The sequence below is a fragment of the Actinomadura sp. 21ATH genome, from assembly GCF_041951345.1.
In the GTDB taxonomy this organism is placed as follows: Bacteria; Actinomycetota; Actinomycetes; order Streptosporangiales; family Streptosporangiaceae; genus Spirillospora.
The window spans coordinates 12,369-26,459 of the sequence record NZ_JBGNUR010000022.1 but is presented as its reverse complement, the minus strand read 5'-3'; the positions used below and the strand labels follow the sequence as shown (position 1 = coordinate 26,459).

The following is a 14,091-nucleotide window of genomic DNA, read 5'->3' as shown; positions in this document are numbered from 1 at the left end:
GTCGGCGTTCACGGACGCCGGGTGAGGCGGGGGCGCCCCGCTTCACCCGGCGTTCTCAGTCCTCCGCGGCGATCGGATCGGGCGCGGCGGACGCGCCCGCCGCCTGCTCCGCGATGTACTTCTGGAGCATCTTCTCGGTCGTCTCCTTGCCGCGGGCGATGAGGTGCCCGTCCTTGCGCTTCCACCACGGGGTGAGCCACATCTCGACCGGACGGGCAGTGCCCGCGACGACGGCCGCACGGCCGAACGGCATGGTCCTGAGTTCTTCGGGACGCAGGATCTGCTTCCCGTGCTCCTTGCCCACGAGGCTGGACAGCTCGTCGAGGTCCTTGGCGGATCCGGTGCCCCCGGAGACGATCTTGATCGACGAGTTCTCCCACAGGCGCGTGGCGCCGTCCGCGCCCCACCGGGCCCGCGCGTCCGCCAGCGACGTCAGGTAGACGTGCACCGCGATGGAGTAGCCGCCGGATTCGCCCATGTAGACCGGAAGGCCGCCCAGCGGGCAGATGTCGGTCACCTGGTTCAGCTCGAAGGTCAGCGGCGGGTCGAGCCGCCCGGTGGGGTTCTTCATCGCCGTGCCGCGCGCGGTCCTGAAGTACTGCTCGATGATCGTTGTGACGACCGGCGCGATACCGCCCCAGTCGGGCTGCTGCTTACCGACGAAATACAGGGTGTTGCGGCCCTTGAGGAAGTTGACGAAGTCGAACTCCTCGCCGGGAGGCGGCGAGCAGTCCTCCAGCACGTTCGGGTGCGAGAAGCAGTGCATGACCTGGATGACGGTGGACCAGGCCCTCCTGCTGCTCCGGTGGAACTCGAGCTGCGGGACGTACCCCGGGGCGGCCCGGTCGGCGTTCTCGCGCAGGATGGTCAGCGCCTCTTCGGCGTTGGCCTCGTAGACCCAGCGCATCACCTCCCGGAAGTTGACCTTGCCGATCGCGCCGGCGTGCAGCAGGCAGCGGATGATGGTGAGCACCCCGGTGAGGTGGGTGCCCTCCTCCTGGATGCTGTACTGGCTGGACTGGACGAGCGTCGCCGACCGGACCGCGCAGACGTTCGGATCCTCGCACCCCTGCAACGGCGACCAGCGCATCCGGTTCGGCCAGCCCGTCCAGTTGAACGGGTCGAACACGTACACCTCGCCGAACTGCGCCCGCACCATCGCGGTGTTGACGAACGTCTCCCGCCGGGTCGAGGTGACGATGCACGGACCGGGCGCGTCGATGGTGAACGGCGTGACGAAGTGCACGTCCTTGCCCTGCCTCGGCGCCGCGACGACGACCGCCGTGTCCTCGATCGAGGCGTACAGCTTCCGCCGGGACCTGATGTCCCGCCCGAGGTAGAACCCCACGTCCTCGGGCTTCACGTCGCGCGCGGGCACGGCGGCGGTGGACGGCCGGACCTGCTCCGCCTTGCTGAGCACGGTCCGCGCGCTGAGCAGCTTGCGGACCTCCCAGCCGGAGGCGAAGCCCAGCCGCAGCCGCCGGACCGGCCGGTGCCGCCGGAAGTTCAGGTACAGCCGTACCGCGAAGTAGAGCACCACCGACGCGCCGACGAGCAGGATGATCAGCAGGAAGAAGAACAGCGGAGCGGATCCCACCGCGGCCGCGGCCGCCGGAGGCCACGCGCTGCCCGGATCACCGGGGTTCCGTACGAAGTCGAAGGCGATCCTGAGAGCGTCCTGCGGACCCGAGTCGGGCCAGCCGCCGCCGCCGAGCAGGCCGGACAGCTGGCCCGCCAGCCAGACCAGGAAGCTGAATCCGCCACCGATCAGCATGGCGAAAAAAGCGAGGCCGAAAAGGTAGACGAAAACGTCGTCGTCATCAGAACTGCTCACGAAGACTCCTCAAGTCGATTGCTCCGGACACGGCGGGACCTACCTCCCGGTGACGACCATGTCGGAGACCCGCCAGGGGGCGTCTCTGGACGGCCTGGAAAGCGCCATGAAGACCACGAACACGCTGGAGGCACCGCGCCAGTCGTCCCGGCCCGTGGGGGTCGTGGTCATCTCCCACTGCCGGTGAGCGGTGGTCGGCGCATCGGCAGGGGCGCCCGCCTCCGGCTTGAGCGGCTTGAGCCGCACGGCCAGGTAAGCCCGGTGCCGCTGCCAGTCGGCGGGGGCGTACTGGCCGGGCTCCGCCCTGACCTTCGCCGTGTACTCGGGGGTGAGATAGCGCGCCGCGCGCAGCTTGGCGTCGCGCAGCCCCGTGTCCACGGTGCTGTCGACCGTGTACATGACCGTCAGCGCCGCCTTCGACAGTGCCGTGGCGTCCTTCTGATCGACCTGGCGGGGCGTCGGGAGGTCGTCGGGTAGGCGGGTGGCCGTGGGTGTCGGAGAGCCGCCGGCCGCCGGCACCTCGGGAAGGTCGGTCGCCGCCCCGGGGCTGCGCGTCGGTACGTCCGGGCGCGCCCGTTCACCGAGACCGCAACCTGCGACGAGAGCGGCGGCCGCGACGGCGCAGGTCACCGAACGGAGCCCGGCGGCCGATCCGCCGCTCACTTCGCACCTGCGCCGACGAGGTTTCCGAGCGGGATCATCGCGGGGAAGACGCTCGGCGGAGCGTTCTCCATCCCGGCCGGCGGTTTGACGCGAATGGCCCCCACGTAACTTCCGCTGCTGTCGAACTTGCTGAATTTGACGTTCAGGCCGGTCCGCGGGGCCTCGACCATCCAGCGCACATTATTGACCTCGCCATAATAGATGCCCATGTGCGCGACCCCGCGGAAGAAGACCAGGTCCCCTGGGGCCAGTTGGTCGCGGGATACTATCTTGGACCCCATGTTGCTGGCCCACTGGGCATGGGTGGTCCGCGGTATCTTGATCTTCCCTCCGGACGCCTTGAACACGGCGTACTGGGCGAGGGACGAGCAGTCGAAACCCCTGATCCCGGCGCCCTGTTCGATGCCGTAGCCGGGACCTTCGACGGTCCCACCGCCCCACGAATAGGGGGTCGGCTTGCTGTTCTGGCTCGGTGGCGTCGGAGTACCCGGCTTCTTCTCCGCCCAGAACGCGGCCGCGTAGGCGATCTTCTGGCCGAAGGAGCCGGATCCCAGGTTCATGGAACCCGAGCAGGCGGACGCGCCCGCGTAGTTCGGGTCCCCGACCTTGTAGTCGCCGTTGTCGTACTTCTTCGCCGCCGCCAGGACGTCTCGCACGTACGGATTGCTCTGCGGCGTATAGTTTCCGGGATTGTAGCGATGGATGGCGTTCAGGATGTCCGCGGAAGAGAGATTGATCGACGAGTCCATCTTGCCGATGCTTCCCCTGAGGTGGTTGGACGCGCCGAGGATGGCGTCCGCCGGGTCGTAGCGGTCCTTCCTGCCGTCTCCATCTGGGTCGTTCTTGCGCGTGCGCTGCTCCTCCCAATAGAGGTCCCAGTCATCCCCGTAGCGATTCCAGGATGCCTGCAGAAACTGCATCGGGCCGCCCGCGCCCGCGTAGTTCTCGCCGTTGCTGACGCCGGGAAGATGGGTGGCCTGGCCGTGGTTGGTCTCGATCTTGCCGATGCCGGCGAGCACGTGCCACGGAATGTTCCGTACGCGGCCCGTCTTCTCGTACAGTCTCCGGTAGTTTTCGGGAAGATCTTCCGGGTTCTTCTTCGCGTTGGCCTGGACCACGCCGCCCGCCCCCCCGGAAGGGTCGTTCGGGGCGCAGGCCATCAGGACTCCGGTACCGCGAGTCGAGATGATGACGAGCCCCGCGAACACCAGCAACGACACCAGCAAGGTGCCGCCGCAGCCAAAGAGGCCGATGGCCACCTTGATGAAGGCCAGTTTCTTCACGCTTCCCCCATCTTCGGCGTCGAGGTGCCATTGGGCGCCGCGGCCCCGGCGTCTCTCTCCCGGCCTGCGGTGACCGCCCCCGGCGCCGAGAGCGCGGGGACGCTCATGACCCGGGGTTCATCGCCCGGCGGGATGTGGACGGCTCTTCGGGCACGGGTCACCTCCTGGAACGTCGGATATGACAGTGCGGCCGCCGCCCGGATCGGCAACCTCTTCCGCCGCCCATTTCGTCGACCGCGCGCCGCGGCGTGCTTACCTGGTGGGTGGAGGAGTGTGCCGTCCGGTGCCGGGCCAGAGGCGGCCGGACCTCTTCCCCCGGTCGTGGCCGAGCGCCGAGGGTGGTCCACGGTTCCCCGGGCTGCTGGAGGCTGCTTCGATGGTCGGCGTCGGTGCTGGACGGGTCGTCACGCGGAGTCGGAACGGGGCGGCGGGCGCGGAGGCGGCGCGATGAGGCCGCGGGGCGCGTTCCCGTTCGCGCGGGCCCGGAAGCGGCGGCGGCGGGCTCCGGCGGCGGCGGTGCCCATGGGGCCCGAGCTGTCCGAGCACCGGTGGTACGCCAGGGCCGCGGAGCTGTCGGAGACGGGCATGCTGACGATGGCGCGGCGGCTGCCCGAGCTGATCGTCCAGGTGATGCGGCTGGCGTGGCGGGCCAACCGGCGCGACCTGGCCGTCACGGTGACGCTCAACGTCGTCGCCGGGGTCTTCACCGCGTTCGGGCTGCTGGCCACCACCGGGGTGCTGACCGCGCTGTTCGCGGCCGGCCCGACCCCGGACCGGGTACGGGCCGCGGCCCCGGCGCTGCTGCTGGTGGGGGCGGCCGTCACCGTCCGCGCCGCGTGCGCCGCGGCGGCGCAGTGGGCGCAGGCGCGGCTGCGTCCCCAGGTCGAGCGGATCGTCCAGGAGCACCTCTTCGAGGTGACGACCGGGATCGACCTCGCGGCGTTCGACGACGCCGAGTTCCAGGACCATCTGCACCGGGCCCGGCTGCGTGGGGTCGACTCGGCCCCGTCGATGGTCGACAACGCCGTGGACCTGTTCACCGCGTTCGTCGGGGTCATGGCGGCGGCCGGCGCGCTGGGCGTCCTCCATCCGGTCCTGCTGCCGCTGCTCCTGCTGACCGCGCTCCCGGAGGGGTGGGCGGCGATCCGCGCGGCCCGGCTGGGCTACCTGACCCAGCTGGACCTGGTGGAGGTGCGGCGGCGCGGCTGGATCATGTCGGATCTGATGACCGAGCGGCGGCACGCCGCGGAGATCCGGTCGTTCACCGTGCGGGACTTCCTGCTGAGGCGGTACGCCACGCTCGCCGAGCACATCCGCGCCGTGATGCTGGACCTGGCACGCCGCCAGACGATGGCGCAGGTGTACGGGGACGTCCTCAAGGGCGCGGCGACGGCGCTGATGTACACCGCGCTCGGGCTCCTCCTCTGGCGCGGGATCATGCCACTGGCGGTCGCCGGGACCGCGGTGCTGGCGATCCGCGCCGGCCAGAACTCGCTGATCAAGCTGGTCTACTCGCTGAACCGCTGCTACGAGGACGGCCTGTACTTCAGCGACTATTCGAGCTTCTGCCGGACGGCCGAGCAGCGCCTGCACCGTTCCCGCATCGAATCCCCCGCCGGAATGCCTCCGCGCGGCGAGCCGGAGCGGACCGGGACGCTGCGGCGATTCCAGGAGATCAGCGCCACCGGCGTCACGTTCACCTATCCCGGCGGCGAGAGCCCGTCCCTCGACCAGGTGTCCGTACGGCTGCGGCGCGGCGAGATCGTCGCGCTGGTCGGCGAGAACGGCTCGGGCAAGACCACCCTCGCCAAGATCCTCGCGGGCCTGTACGAGCCGCAGCACGGGCAGGTCCGCTGGGACGACACGCGCGTGTCCGACCTGGAGCCCGACGTCCTGCGGCGCGCGATCGCCGTCGTCGCCCAGGACCACACGCACTGGCCGATGACCGCCGCCGACAACATCGCCATGGGCGACGACCAGGCCGTTCCCGACATGCGGGCGGCCGTCCGGGAGGCCGCCGCCGCGGCCGGCGCGGACCGGGTGATCGCCACGCTGCCGCAGGGGCTGGACACCCTGCTCGACAAGCGGTTCGCCGGCGGCCGGGAGCTGTCGGGCGGCCAGTGGCAGCGGCTGGCGGCGGCACGCGGGTTCTACCGGGACGCGCCGCTGCTGATCTGCGACGAGCCGACCGCCGCGCTGGACGCCCGCGCCGAGCACCACCTGTTCGAGGAGATCCGCCGGCACGCCGCCGCCCGCGGCCGTACCGTCCTGCTGATCACCCACCGGCTCGCGAGCGTCCGGCACGCCGACCGCATCTACGTCCTGGACGGCGGCCGCGTCATCGAGCACGGCGACCATCGGGCCCTGATGGACCTCGGCGGCCTGTACGCCGAGTTGTACGAGTTGCAGGCCGCGGCCTACCGCACGGACGACGGCGCCGCCACCGCCCGTCCGGAGGGCAACGGGCACGCCCGGCCGACCGCCACCGCGTGAGCGGCGATCACGGCGGGAGGGGCATCAGGTCGCTCTCGCTGACGGTGTACGTCAGCGCGGGGTAGAGGAAGTCCGTCTCGTCGTTCTCGCGGCGCCGCAGCCGGTAGAACTCGCGCTGCTGCTCCTCGTCGGCCGGTGTGAGGCGGGCACCCTGCGGAAGGTGGGCGTGCCCGTCGCGGAACCGGAGGACGGTCTTGGACGTCCGGAAGGTCACGCCCAGCCACTGGTCGTCCGCGGCCGGGGCCGGCGCGTCCAGCACGATCCTGTGCTTGAGCCGCCGGTTCGCGTCGACGGAGAACGCGACGACGCCGTTGTGGGCGAGCGGGACCTCGAACCTCCCGCCGCCGGACCCGTCCTTCGGCTCGAAGATCAGCTTCCTCGGCGGGGTCGCCGCGGGGTGCCGGTAGCAGGAGAAGACGGCGATGAACGACCCGTCGGCCAGATCGAGGGCCTGGTCGGAATGGGCGCCCATGGTCTTGTACGCGTTCGTGTAGGTCTCGATGAGGGCGTTGTTGAAGGCGACGGGAAGTGCCGCGCGTTCCTGGATGCGCTGCGCGAGCCGTTCGTGCACCGCCCGGAAACGCTGCGCCGGGCTGCGGTATCGCGTGGTGGTGCGCACGAGAGGAACCCCGCCCGCCTCGTCGACCCTGGTGAGCACGGCGCCGCGCCGGCCCTTTCCCACGTCCTCCAGGCGGGCCGACGCGGACAGTTCCGCGAAAAGGTCCTCGCCGGCCGGTCCGGCCGGCAGATCGTACGAGAGCACCTCATCGGAAAACTCATGCTCGGGGGGCAATGTAGTCTCCCGTGTTCATGCTGAAGAGGAACTCGTCGCCGTAGTCGATGAAGGACGAGGTCCTGTTCTCCTCGGCGTACAGCCTGCGCAGCTCGTCCATGCCCTCCGGTGTGGGCGGCTCCATCCGCACCAATTTCCCGTCCCGCTTGAGGAACGTTTCGCCGTTCTTGTGAACGGCTTCGGTGCTCGAACAGCGCACCACATATCCCAGGCGTGTCGGGAGCGACTCGGCGTCCAGCGCCGAGGGCCGGATCTCGTGCGTGTAGAGGCGGTTCGTGGACAGCGGCATGAAGAAGACGGAACCGGGATAGAGCGTGAGACCGAACTGCGGAGCGAGCCCCGCCCCGGCGCCTTCTCCGGCCGGTTCCTTGAGGCGGAAGTGGAGCCTGGTCAGCCCGCTGGTGCCCTTCACGCCGAGGTCGAACGGGTCCCCGGCCATGGGGCGCAGCCGGTCGAGCCCGTCGTAGAAGGTGCAGAAGGCCATGATGCCGTTGGCGGGCATGTCCTTGGTCTTGTCGGCATGGGCCGAGATTCTGGCCTTGGACTGCCTGCGCTCGGCCGACGCGGGCGTGTTGTGGTAGATCTGCGCGAGGACGTGGTTCAGCGGCGCCTGGTTCCGGAAGACGGCGGCGGCCTCGCGGTTCAGCTCCTCGACGATGCGCGTGTCGGTCGGCCGGAAGCCCTCGGTCGGCCCGGAGAGGTTCGTGGAGCACCGGAGCAGGCGGAAATGCAGTTCGTCGCCGTTCCGCGTGACGGGCGTCAGATAGATCCCGCTGCGATGGGCCGTTCCGGGTTTGGTGGACTCCGTCAAGGACTGGAACGCGTGCTCCGCCCGGATCCGGCCGAAGTGATCGGCGCCGGGCTCGAAAAAGCGGCGGTAGTAAACACCGGCACCGTGCACGCGGAGGGGAACGCGGCCGGCTCCGACGAAAGTCCATGGGGCACCGGCGTCCTCGTGGGAACCGTGTGACAACTCCCGGACGGCGAATACCCGGGCCGCCGCGTCCAACGCGTCCAATCGGCGCCCGCCGAACCCGGACACGTCGCCGCACAGGTAGACGGTCTTCCGCGCGAGGTCCGGCGATCCGGAGGTGAGGTCCTCCGGCGTGATCGTGGCCCCGAAGAAGTCCCTGACCAGGTCGTCGTCCCGCAACGCGGAGGGTGCGACAAGGACGTTGTCCGCGTCCTCGATGCGGGCTTCCGCCGGCTCTGTCATGTACATCAAACGGCACCTGCCATTCGCGCCCGCTCCGTTCGGCCCCTCACGAACGTACACGGGCTGGAGACGGGCGCCCGCGCCGGCCGTTCCGGTGGCAGGCCGTCGGGCGGTGACGCGGTCGTTAACGCCGCTCGAACATTCGACGGCTCGGGAGAGAGGACATCCCGCGGCCCCTATCATATAGACACTGCTGTCTTATTGTGGGCGCCATGGTCAGACTCGTCCGAGTGGGGCTCACCTCCGTGGGGGGCCTGTCGTTCGCCGTTTTCGGCGGCTTGGTCCATGACGCGTTCACCGCCGAGGACGCGCATGCCGCCCCGAAGCCCGGCTGCCAGGGACAACCCTGGTTCCCGGCGGAGTACTGCGACCCGCATCACTGGCTCCCGAAGAAGCTGAAACCGCCGGCCCGGCCCCGGGCCGAGCGTCCGGCCGCGCCGCGCGGCCGGTCACCGGAGCGCGACTCCTCGCCGCCCGGCTCCCGTTCGGCGCCGGAGAGCCGCCCGGCGCCGCGCACCCAGGAACGAACGCGCCCCCGGCGGCCCGCCCCCGAACGTCCCGCCCCTGAACGGCGCGCTCCCGAACCCACCGAGCGGAAGGGCCCGGAGACAGACAGACCCGACAATCCGGTACCTCTCGTGCCTCCCGTTCGCCGTCCCGTGGCCCCGACCACCCCGGCGCCCCCGGTCCTCCCGATCGCCGGCGTGCCCGTGGTCCCCGGCCCGGGCCGGACGAGCCCGTCCGGCCCCGGCAACGGCGACGCCCGCGCGTCCGGTGCGCCGCGGAACCCCGGCCCCCTCGCCCGCCCCGCGCAGGCCACCGAGCCGCTGCTGCGCCGGTCCCCGCCGGCCGGGAGCCGGCCCTCGCTGCCCCCGCCCCCGCCGCTGAGCCGCGCACCGAGAACGCTCGGCCCGATGAAGCAGTGGTGGCACCTGCTCCAGCTCCGGGCGGCGTCGAACCCGGTGTTCGTGGCCGGTGACAAGGCCGCCGCCCTGGAAGCGGCGCTGCGCGCCTACACGCTCAACCCCAACGCCGGGAACGCGGCGAGGGTCGCCGCGGCGTCCGGGGAGCTCTACAAATCCATGACGGAGACGAGTTGGAAGACCGCCCTGGCGCGGGCCGAGACGCGCGTCGCCGACGCCCGGCGAGAGGTGATCCGAGCGCAGGACAGGAGCCCGTGGGCCAGGCAGATGGCGCAGCGCGAACTGGTCGCGGCCAACCGCGCCCTCGACCAGGCCCGCCGAGCGCACATCGCCCGGATCAGGTCGGCGCTGCCCAGGGCCTGGGCACGCCTGGACGCAGCCCAAGCGGCGGTGGACCGCGCCGGGAACCCGGCCGCGCGCAGCGTGGCGAACGCCCGCCTGACCCAGGCCAACCTGAACGTCCTCAAGACCGTCGACAAGGCGGACAAGCTCGACCGGTCCTCGTGGTCGCGGGGCTACGGCTGGCAGGCCGGTGAGGGACGCCGCGGCGGGCTCGGTTCCGTCCGGGGCGGGCCGCTCCCCGGCGGCGGCCGCGGCGCGTGGCCCCGGCTCGGCACCACCCCCGTCGCGGCGGGCCCGGACCGTCCCGTCCCGATGGTGCCGCGCCCCGGCAACGTCCGGCAGCCCTTCGCGGACGACGGATGGCGCGGCAACGCGCGCGGCACCGCCCCCACGACCGGCCGCAACGGCGCCTCCCCGACCGACCGCACCAGGTACGGCTGGCGCGGCGACGCGCGCCCCACCCCCGGCCGTACCGGCGCGAGGCCGACCGGCTCGGCGACGGACGGCCGGCGCGGCAACGCAAGCAACGCCCCCACCACACCGACCGGCCGAGCCGGATACGGGGACAACGCACGCAGCGCCCCCGCCCGCGCCGGTGCCGCGCCTGACGGTCGGACGGGCCAGGGGAGCAACCCGCGCAGCGCCCCAGGCCGCGCCGGCGTCGCGCCGACCAGCCAGACCGGTCAAGGGGATAACGCACGCAGCGCCCGCGGCCGCGCCGGTGCCGCGCCAAGCGGCCAGACCGGTCAAGGGGGTAACGCGCGCGGCGTCCCCGGCCGCGCCGGTGTCGTGCCTGACGGTCGGACGGGGCAGGGGAGCAACCCGCGCAGCGCACCTGGCCGTGCCGGTGTCGCGCCTGATTGGCGGGCCGGGTACGGGGGGAACGCGAGCAGTGCGCCCGGCCGGGCCGGGCTTGCGCCTGGCGGGCGGGGCCCGAACGGCGGATGGGGTGGCCAGGCCGGCGGGTCGGGCGGGGCGGCGCCGGGGCCGGCCAGGCCGAGCGGGCCTCCGCCCGTGCGACCGGGGCCGTCTGGTGGGGCGGCGGAGCGTCCGCCCGCCGGACAGCAGGGGCCCGGCCGTCCGCAGGTCGCGCCGAACGGCCCCGGCCGGGCGCCGGTCCCCGGTCCTGGTTCCGGGCCCGGGAGTCCGCCTGCCGCGCCGCGGTCGGCACCGCCGGACGGCGCCTGGGCGACGGGGCGGCCTTCGGTCGTCCCGCAGCAGCCCAGGTTCACGCCCGGCAACGTGCCCGGGGCGACGCCGGGTGGCCGCGGTCCCCTCAGCAAGGGCAACATCGCCACGGACGTCGCCGCCCAGGGCCTGGACGTCCTCTACAGGCAGTTGCTCGCCAAGAACATGGCCTGGCTGGTCGACCGGCTGACGCACGACAAGGCTGCCGCGGGCCGGTACCTCGCCGAGTACGAGCGGTTCGAGGGCATGGACTGGGCGGGGCGCCTCAGCCGGGACGTCAGGGACTTCTTCGGGGTCGAGGACAAGGAGTTCCTCAACGACTACTTCAACCCCGAGTTGAGGAAGTACCTCATGGATCTCCACTGGCCCGAGCCGGAGGTCGGAATGAACCCCGACGACCGGTACGCGCTCTACAGCTACCGGATCGGCGAGGAGGGCGGGAACCTGGATCTCCTGCTGCGCGACCGGCCGCCGGCCTCGGCTCCCAGGACCGCACCGAAGCAGGAACGCGACGAGGACGACGGCAAGAGAGAGCCGCGGTCGCGGATCAAGTCGGGCAAGGTCACCAAGGGCAAGGTGGGCAGCCTCCTCGACGACGACGAGCCCAAGTCGTACGGCCGGCAGGGCACCAGTTCCAACACCGTCGACCAGGACTACGGCAACAGCGGCCGCGAGTCGCAGTCCAGGAAGCAGCAGCGCAACCGCGACAACGGAGATTACGACTCGCACAACGACGGCGGCCCTTCGGGCGGCGGTTCGCCCGGCGGCGCGCCGAGCGGCGGGCCGCCGGCTCCCGTGCCCAGCGGCGGCGGCGCTCCGTCCGGCAACCCCGCCCCCGGCAGCGGCGGGCCGCCCAGCGGTGCGGGCCCCGCGCCCGACCCCGGGCCCGGCAAGCTCAACAAGCTCGACGCCGACCCGCCCGCCGGCGGAGGCGGCGGGGACCCGTCCAAGCGGGTCTGATCCCACACGCCGAGACGCCGAGACGCCGAGGCCCGCGCCGCACGGCGCGGGCCTCGCGCGCTCCGCGCCGCGCGGACGGGCGTTGACCTCAAGTAATCTTGAGGTCCTAGCGTCATGGCGTTACCCCACTGCGGAAGGAACGCCATGACCATCCTTGTCACCGGAGCCACCGGGAACGTCGGACGCCATGTGGTCAGGGAACTGCTCAGCGACGGCCACAAGGTGCGCGCGCTGACCCGCGATCCTGCGCGCGCCCGCCTGCCCGAGGGCGTGCAGATCGCGGCCGGTGATCTCGCGGTGCCCGACAGCCTGGCGGCCGCGCTGGACGGTGTGACGGCCGTCCACCTGATCACCTTTGACGGCGGGAACGGGGCCGCGTTGCGCACCGGCCCGGAGATCGCGCGGCTGGCGGCCAAGGCGGGCGTCCGGCGGGTGACGATGCTGTGGAGCGGCGAGCCGGGCCCGGTCGAGGAGGCCGTGGCGGCCGAGGGGCTGCCGTGGACGACCCTCCAGCCGCAGGAGTTCATGTCCAACGCCCTCCTGTGGGCCGATTCCGTCCGGGACGAGGGCGTGGTGCGCGAGCCGTTCGGCGCCACCCGCAGCGCCATGATCCATGAGGCCGACATCGGCGCCGTGGCCGCCAGGACGCTGACGGGTGACGGCCACGCCGGCCGCGAGTACGTCCTGACCGGCCCCGAGATCCTGGACATGCCGGGGAAGCTGGCGGTCCTGAGCGAAGCCCTCGGCCGCGCCATCCGCTTCGAGGAACTGACCGAGGAGCAGGCGCGCGAGCGGATGCGCCGGGCGGGCGCGTCGCAGGAGGCCATCGACCACGTCGTCGGCTGGTACGCCGACCCGCCCCAGGAGGCGTACACGGTGTCGCCCGCCGTCGAACGCCTCCTCGGCCGCCCCGCCCGGACGTTCGCGGAATGGGCGCGCGAGAACGCCGGAGCCTTCCGCTAGGAACTACGCGCGGTCACCGGGACGTTGAAACCGACCATGAAGCTCGGTGTCAACATCCTCAACTTCGGCGCGCACGCGACCCCGGAAGCGCTGGCCGGCTGGGCCCGGTTCGCCGAAGAGGCGGGGTTCGACTTCGCGATGATCTCCGACCATGTCGCGGTCACGCCCGATGTCGCCGAGCAGTACCCGGCGCCGTTCTACGACCCGTTCACCGCGCTGGCGTGGCTGGCCGCGAAGACGGAGCGGATCGCGCTGGGCACGACGGTCGCCGTCCTGCCGTACCGACATCCGCTGCAGCTCGCGCGGGTGACCGCCAACCTCGACCGGCTCAGCGGCGGACGGCTGATCTTCGGAGTGGGCGTCGGCTGGGCGAGGCGGGAGTACGCGGCGCTGGACGTCCCGTACGAGCGGCGCGGCGCGCTGGCCGACGAGTACCTGGACGTGATCCTGCGCTCCTGGACGCAGGACGCGGTCTCCTACGGCGGCGAGACGATCGACCCGCGGCCGCACCCCGTCCAGAGGCCGCACCCGCCCCTGTGGATCGGCGGGCAGGCGCCCGGGGCGCTGCGGCGGGTGGCCCGGTTCGGCGACGCCTGGCATCCGATCAACGTCACCCCGGAACGGCTCCGTACCGAAGGGCTCCCCGCCCTGCGCAGGGCCGCGGACGAGGCGGGGCGCCCGGTACCGGCGCTGGCGCCCCGCATCCGGCTGGACGGCGTGGACGAGGCGCTGCGGCAGGCCGAGGAGTTCGCCGCGCTGGGCGCCACCCACCTGCTCCTCGACACCTACCCGGGCACCCCCGGACGCGCCGCGCCCCCCGAAGACGACCAGCGCAAACTCGCCACCTTCCGCGAAGCTCTATAAACCCGACCTGCCTGCGAGGGCGACAGGGTTCACCGGTTGAGCAAGGGCACAACTCGGAGGGGAGCTGGTCAGACCATGGTCTGACCAGCGGCCATGAAGGGACCGCCGCATGCTCATGGTCGGGAAACAGCAAAGCGCAGCGTCGGATACCCGGCGCCTTACATGGTCTTGGGGTCGAGGGACGACATGCCCCGACACCACATGGCCCGCACCCATGTGCTGGCTCAACGCCCTCGACCGACTCCGCGGGGGCAAGCGAACGTGATCGGCGCCAGATGGCAGCGGTGCCGAAAAGTTGGTGTGGAGCGCCAGTGCCGTGTGGAACGAGTTAACACCCTGCGGCTGCTTTGCTTTCTGTGGCCGCCTTTGGATTGAATCCGATGAATCGTACTTGTGAATCCTTGGCGGGAGCGCTCGGCATGAGCGTAGAGCCGGTAAGTATGTGGTGCGGATGCCGTGGAATGCGGTCACCGAGCGTGCTGCACAGGGCTGGATGGTGCGGTAGCGGGAGTGTCCTTGTCTCTTGGAGAGCCCGGAGAGGTGCCCATTTTCTGCTAGAGTTTCCTGCC

At 71.7% G+C, this 14,091-nt stretch carries 9 protein-coding genes; 4 read left to right on the top strand and 5 right to left on the bottom strand.

Features of this window, described 5'->3' with window-relative positions:
- Nucleotides 1-55: 55 nt before the first annotated feature.
- From ACA361_RS37460 to ACA361_RS37450, 3 genes are read right to left on the bottom strand one after another with little or no spacing between them, the layout of a single operon-like run.
- Nucleotides 56-1,834 carry a type IV secretory system conjugative DNA transfer family protein gene (locus ACA361_RS37460; RefSeq protein WP_375019866.1) on the bottom strand — a complete coding sequence of 593 codons (1,779 nt, stop codon included), beginning with the start codon at nucleotides 1,832-1,834 and terminating at the stop codon, nucleotides 56-58.
- A gap of 39 nt (nucleotides 1,835-1,873) precedes the next feature.
- On the bottom strand, nucleotides 1,874-2,497 hold the full coding sequence (locus ACA361_RS37455; RefSeq protein WP_375019865.1) for a hypothetical protein: 624 nt from the start codon (nucleotides 2,495-2,497) through the stop codon (nucleotides 1,874-1,876).
- Nucleotides 2,494-3,780: an NlpC/P60 family protein gene (locus tag ACA361_RS37450; protein WP_375019864.1), complete on the bottom strand. Its 1,287-nt coding sequence runs from the start codon at nucleotides 3,778-3,780 to the stop codon at nucleotides 2,494-2,496. The genes ACA361_RS37455 and ACA361_RS37450 overlap by 4 nt, the downstream gene beginning before the upstream one ends.
- Before the next feature lie 447 nt (nucleotides 3,781-4,227).
- Here ACA361_RS37450 and ACA361_RS37445 point away from each other — a divergent pair, with 447 nt between their 5' ends.
- Nucleotides 4,228-6,273: an ABC transporter ATP-binding protein gene (locus ACA361_RS37445; protein WP_375019863.1), complete on the top strand. Its 2,046-nt coding sequence runs from the start codon at nucleotides 4,228-4,230 to the stop codon at nucleotides 6,271-6,273.
- 7 nt (nucleotides 6,274-6,280) lie between these two features.
- Here ACA361_RS37445 and ACA361_RS37440 read toward each other — a convergent pair whose 3' ends face one another.
- On the bottom strand, nucleotides 6,281-7,036 hold the full coding sequence (locus ACA361_RS37440; RefSeq protein WP_375019862.1) for a hypothetical protein: 756 nt from the start codon (nucleotides 7,034-7,036) through the stop codon (nucleotides 6,281-6,283).
- A gap of 13 nt (nucleotides 7,037-7,049) precedes the next feature.
- On the bottom strand, nucleotides 7,050-8,288 hold the full coding sequence (locus ACA361_RS37435) for a hypothetical protein (RefSeq protein WP_375019861.1): 1,239 nt from the start codon (nucleotides 8,286-8,288) through the stop codon (nucleotides 7,050-7,052).
- 653 nt (nucleotides 8,289-8,941) lie between these two features.
- Between ACA361_RS37435 and ACA361_RS37430 the strand changes: the two genes are divergently transcribed.
- From ACA361_RS37430 to ACA361_RS37420, 3 genes are all read left to right on the top strand, one after another.
- On the top strand, nucleotides 8,942-11,695 hold the full coding sequence (locus tag ACA361_RS37430; protein ID WP_375019860.1) for a hypothetical protein: 2,754 nt from the start codon (nucleotides 8,942-8,944) through the stop codon (nucleotides 11,693-11,695).
- A gap of 144 nt (nucleotides 11,696-11,839) precedes the next feature.
- Nucleotides 11,840-12,658, top strand: coding sequence for an NmrA family NAD(P)-binding protein (locus ACA361_RS37425; RefSeq protein WP_375019859.1), 819 nt, complete (start codon nucleotides 11,840-11,842; stop codon nucleotides 12,656-12,658).
- Between the two features lie 36 nt (nucleotides 12,659-12,694).
- Nucleotides 12,695-13,522 carry a TIGR03619 family F420-dependent LLM class oxidoreductase gene (locus ACA361_RS37420; protein WP_375019858.1) on the top strand — a complete coding sequence of 276 codons (828 nt, stop codon included), beginning with the start codon at nucleotides 12,695-12,697 and terminating at the stop codon, nucleotides 13,520-13,522.
- Nucleotides 13,523-14,091 lie beyond the last annotated feature (569 nt).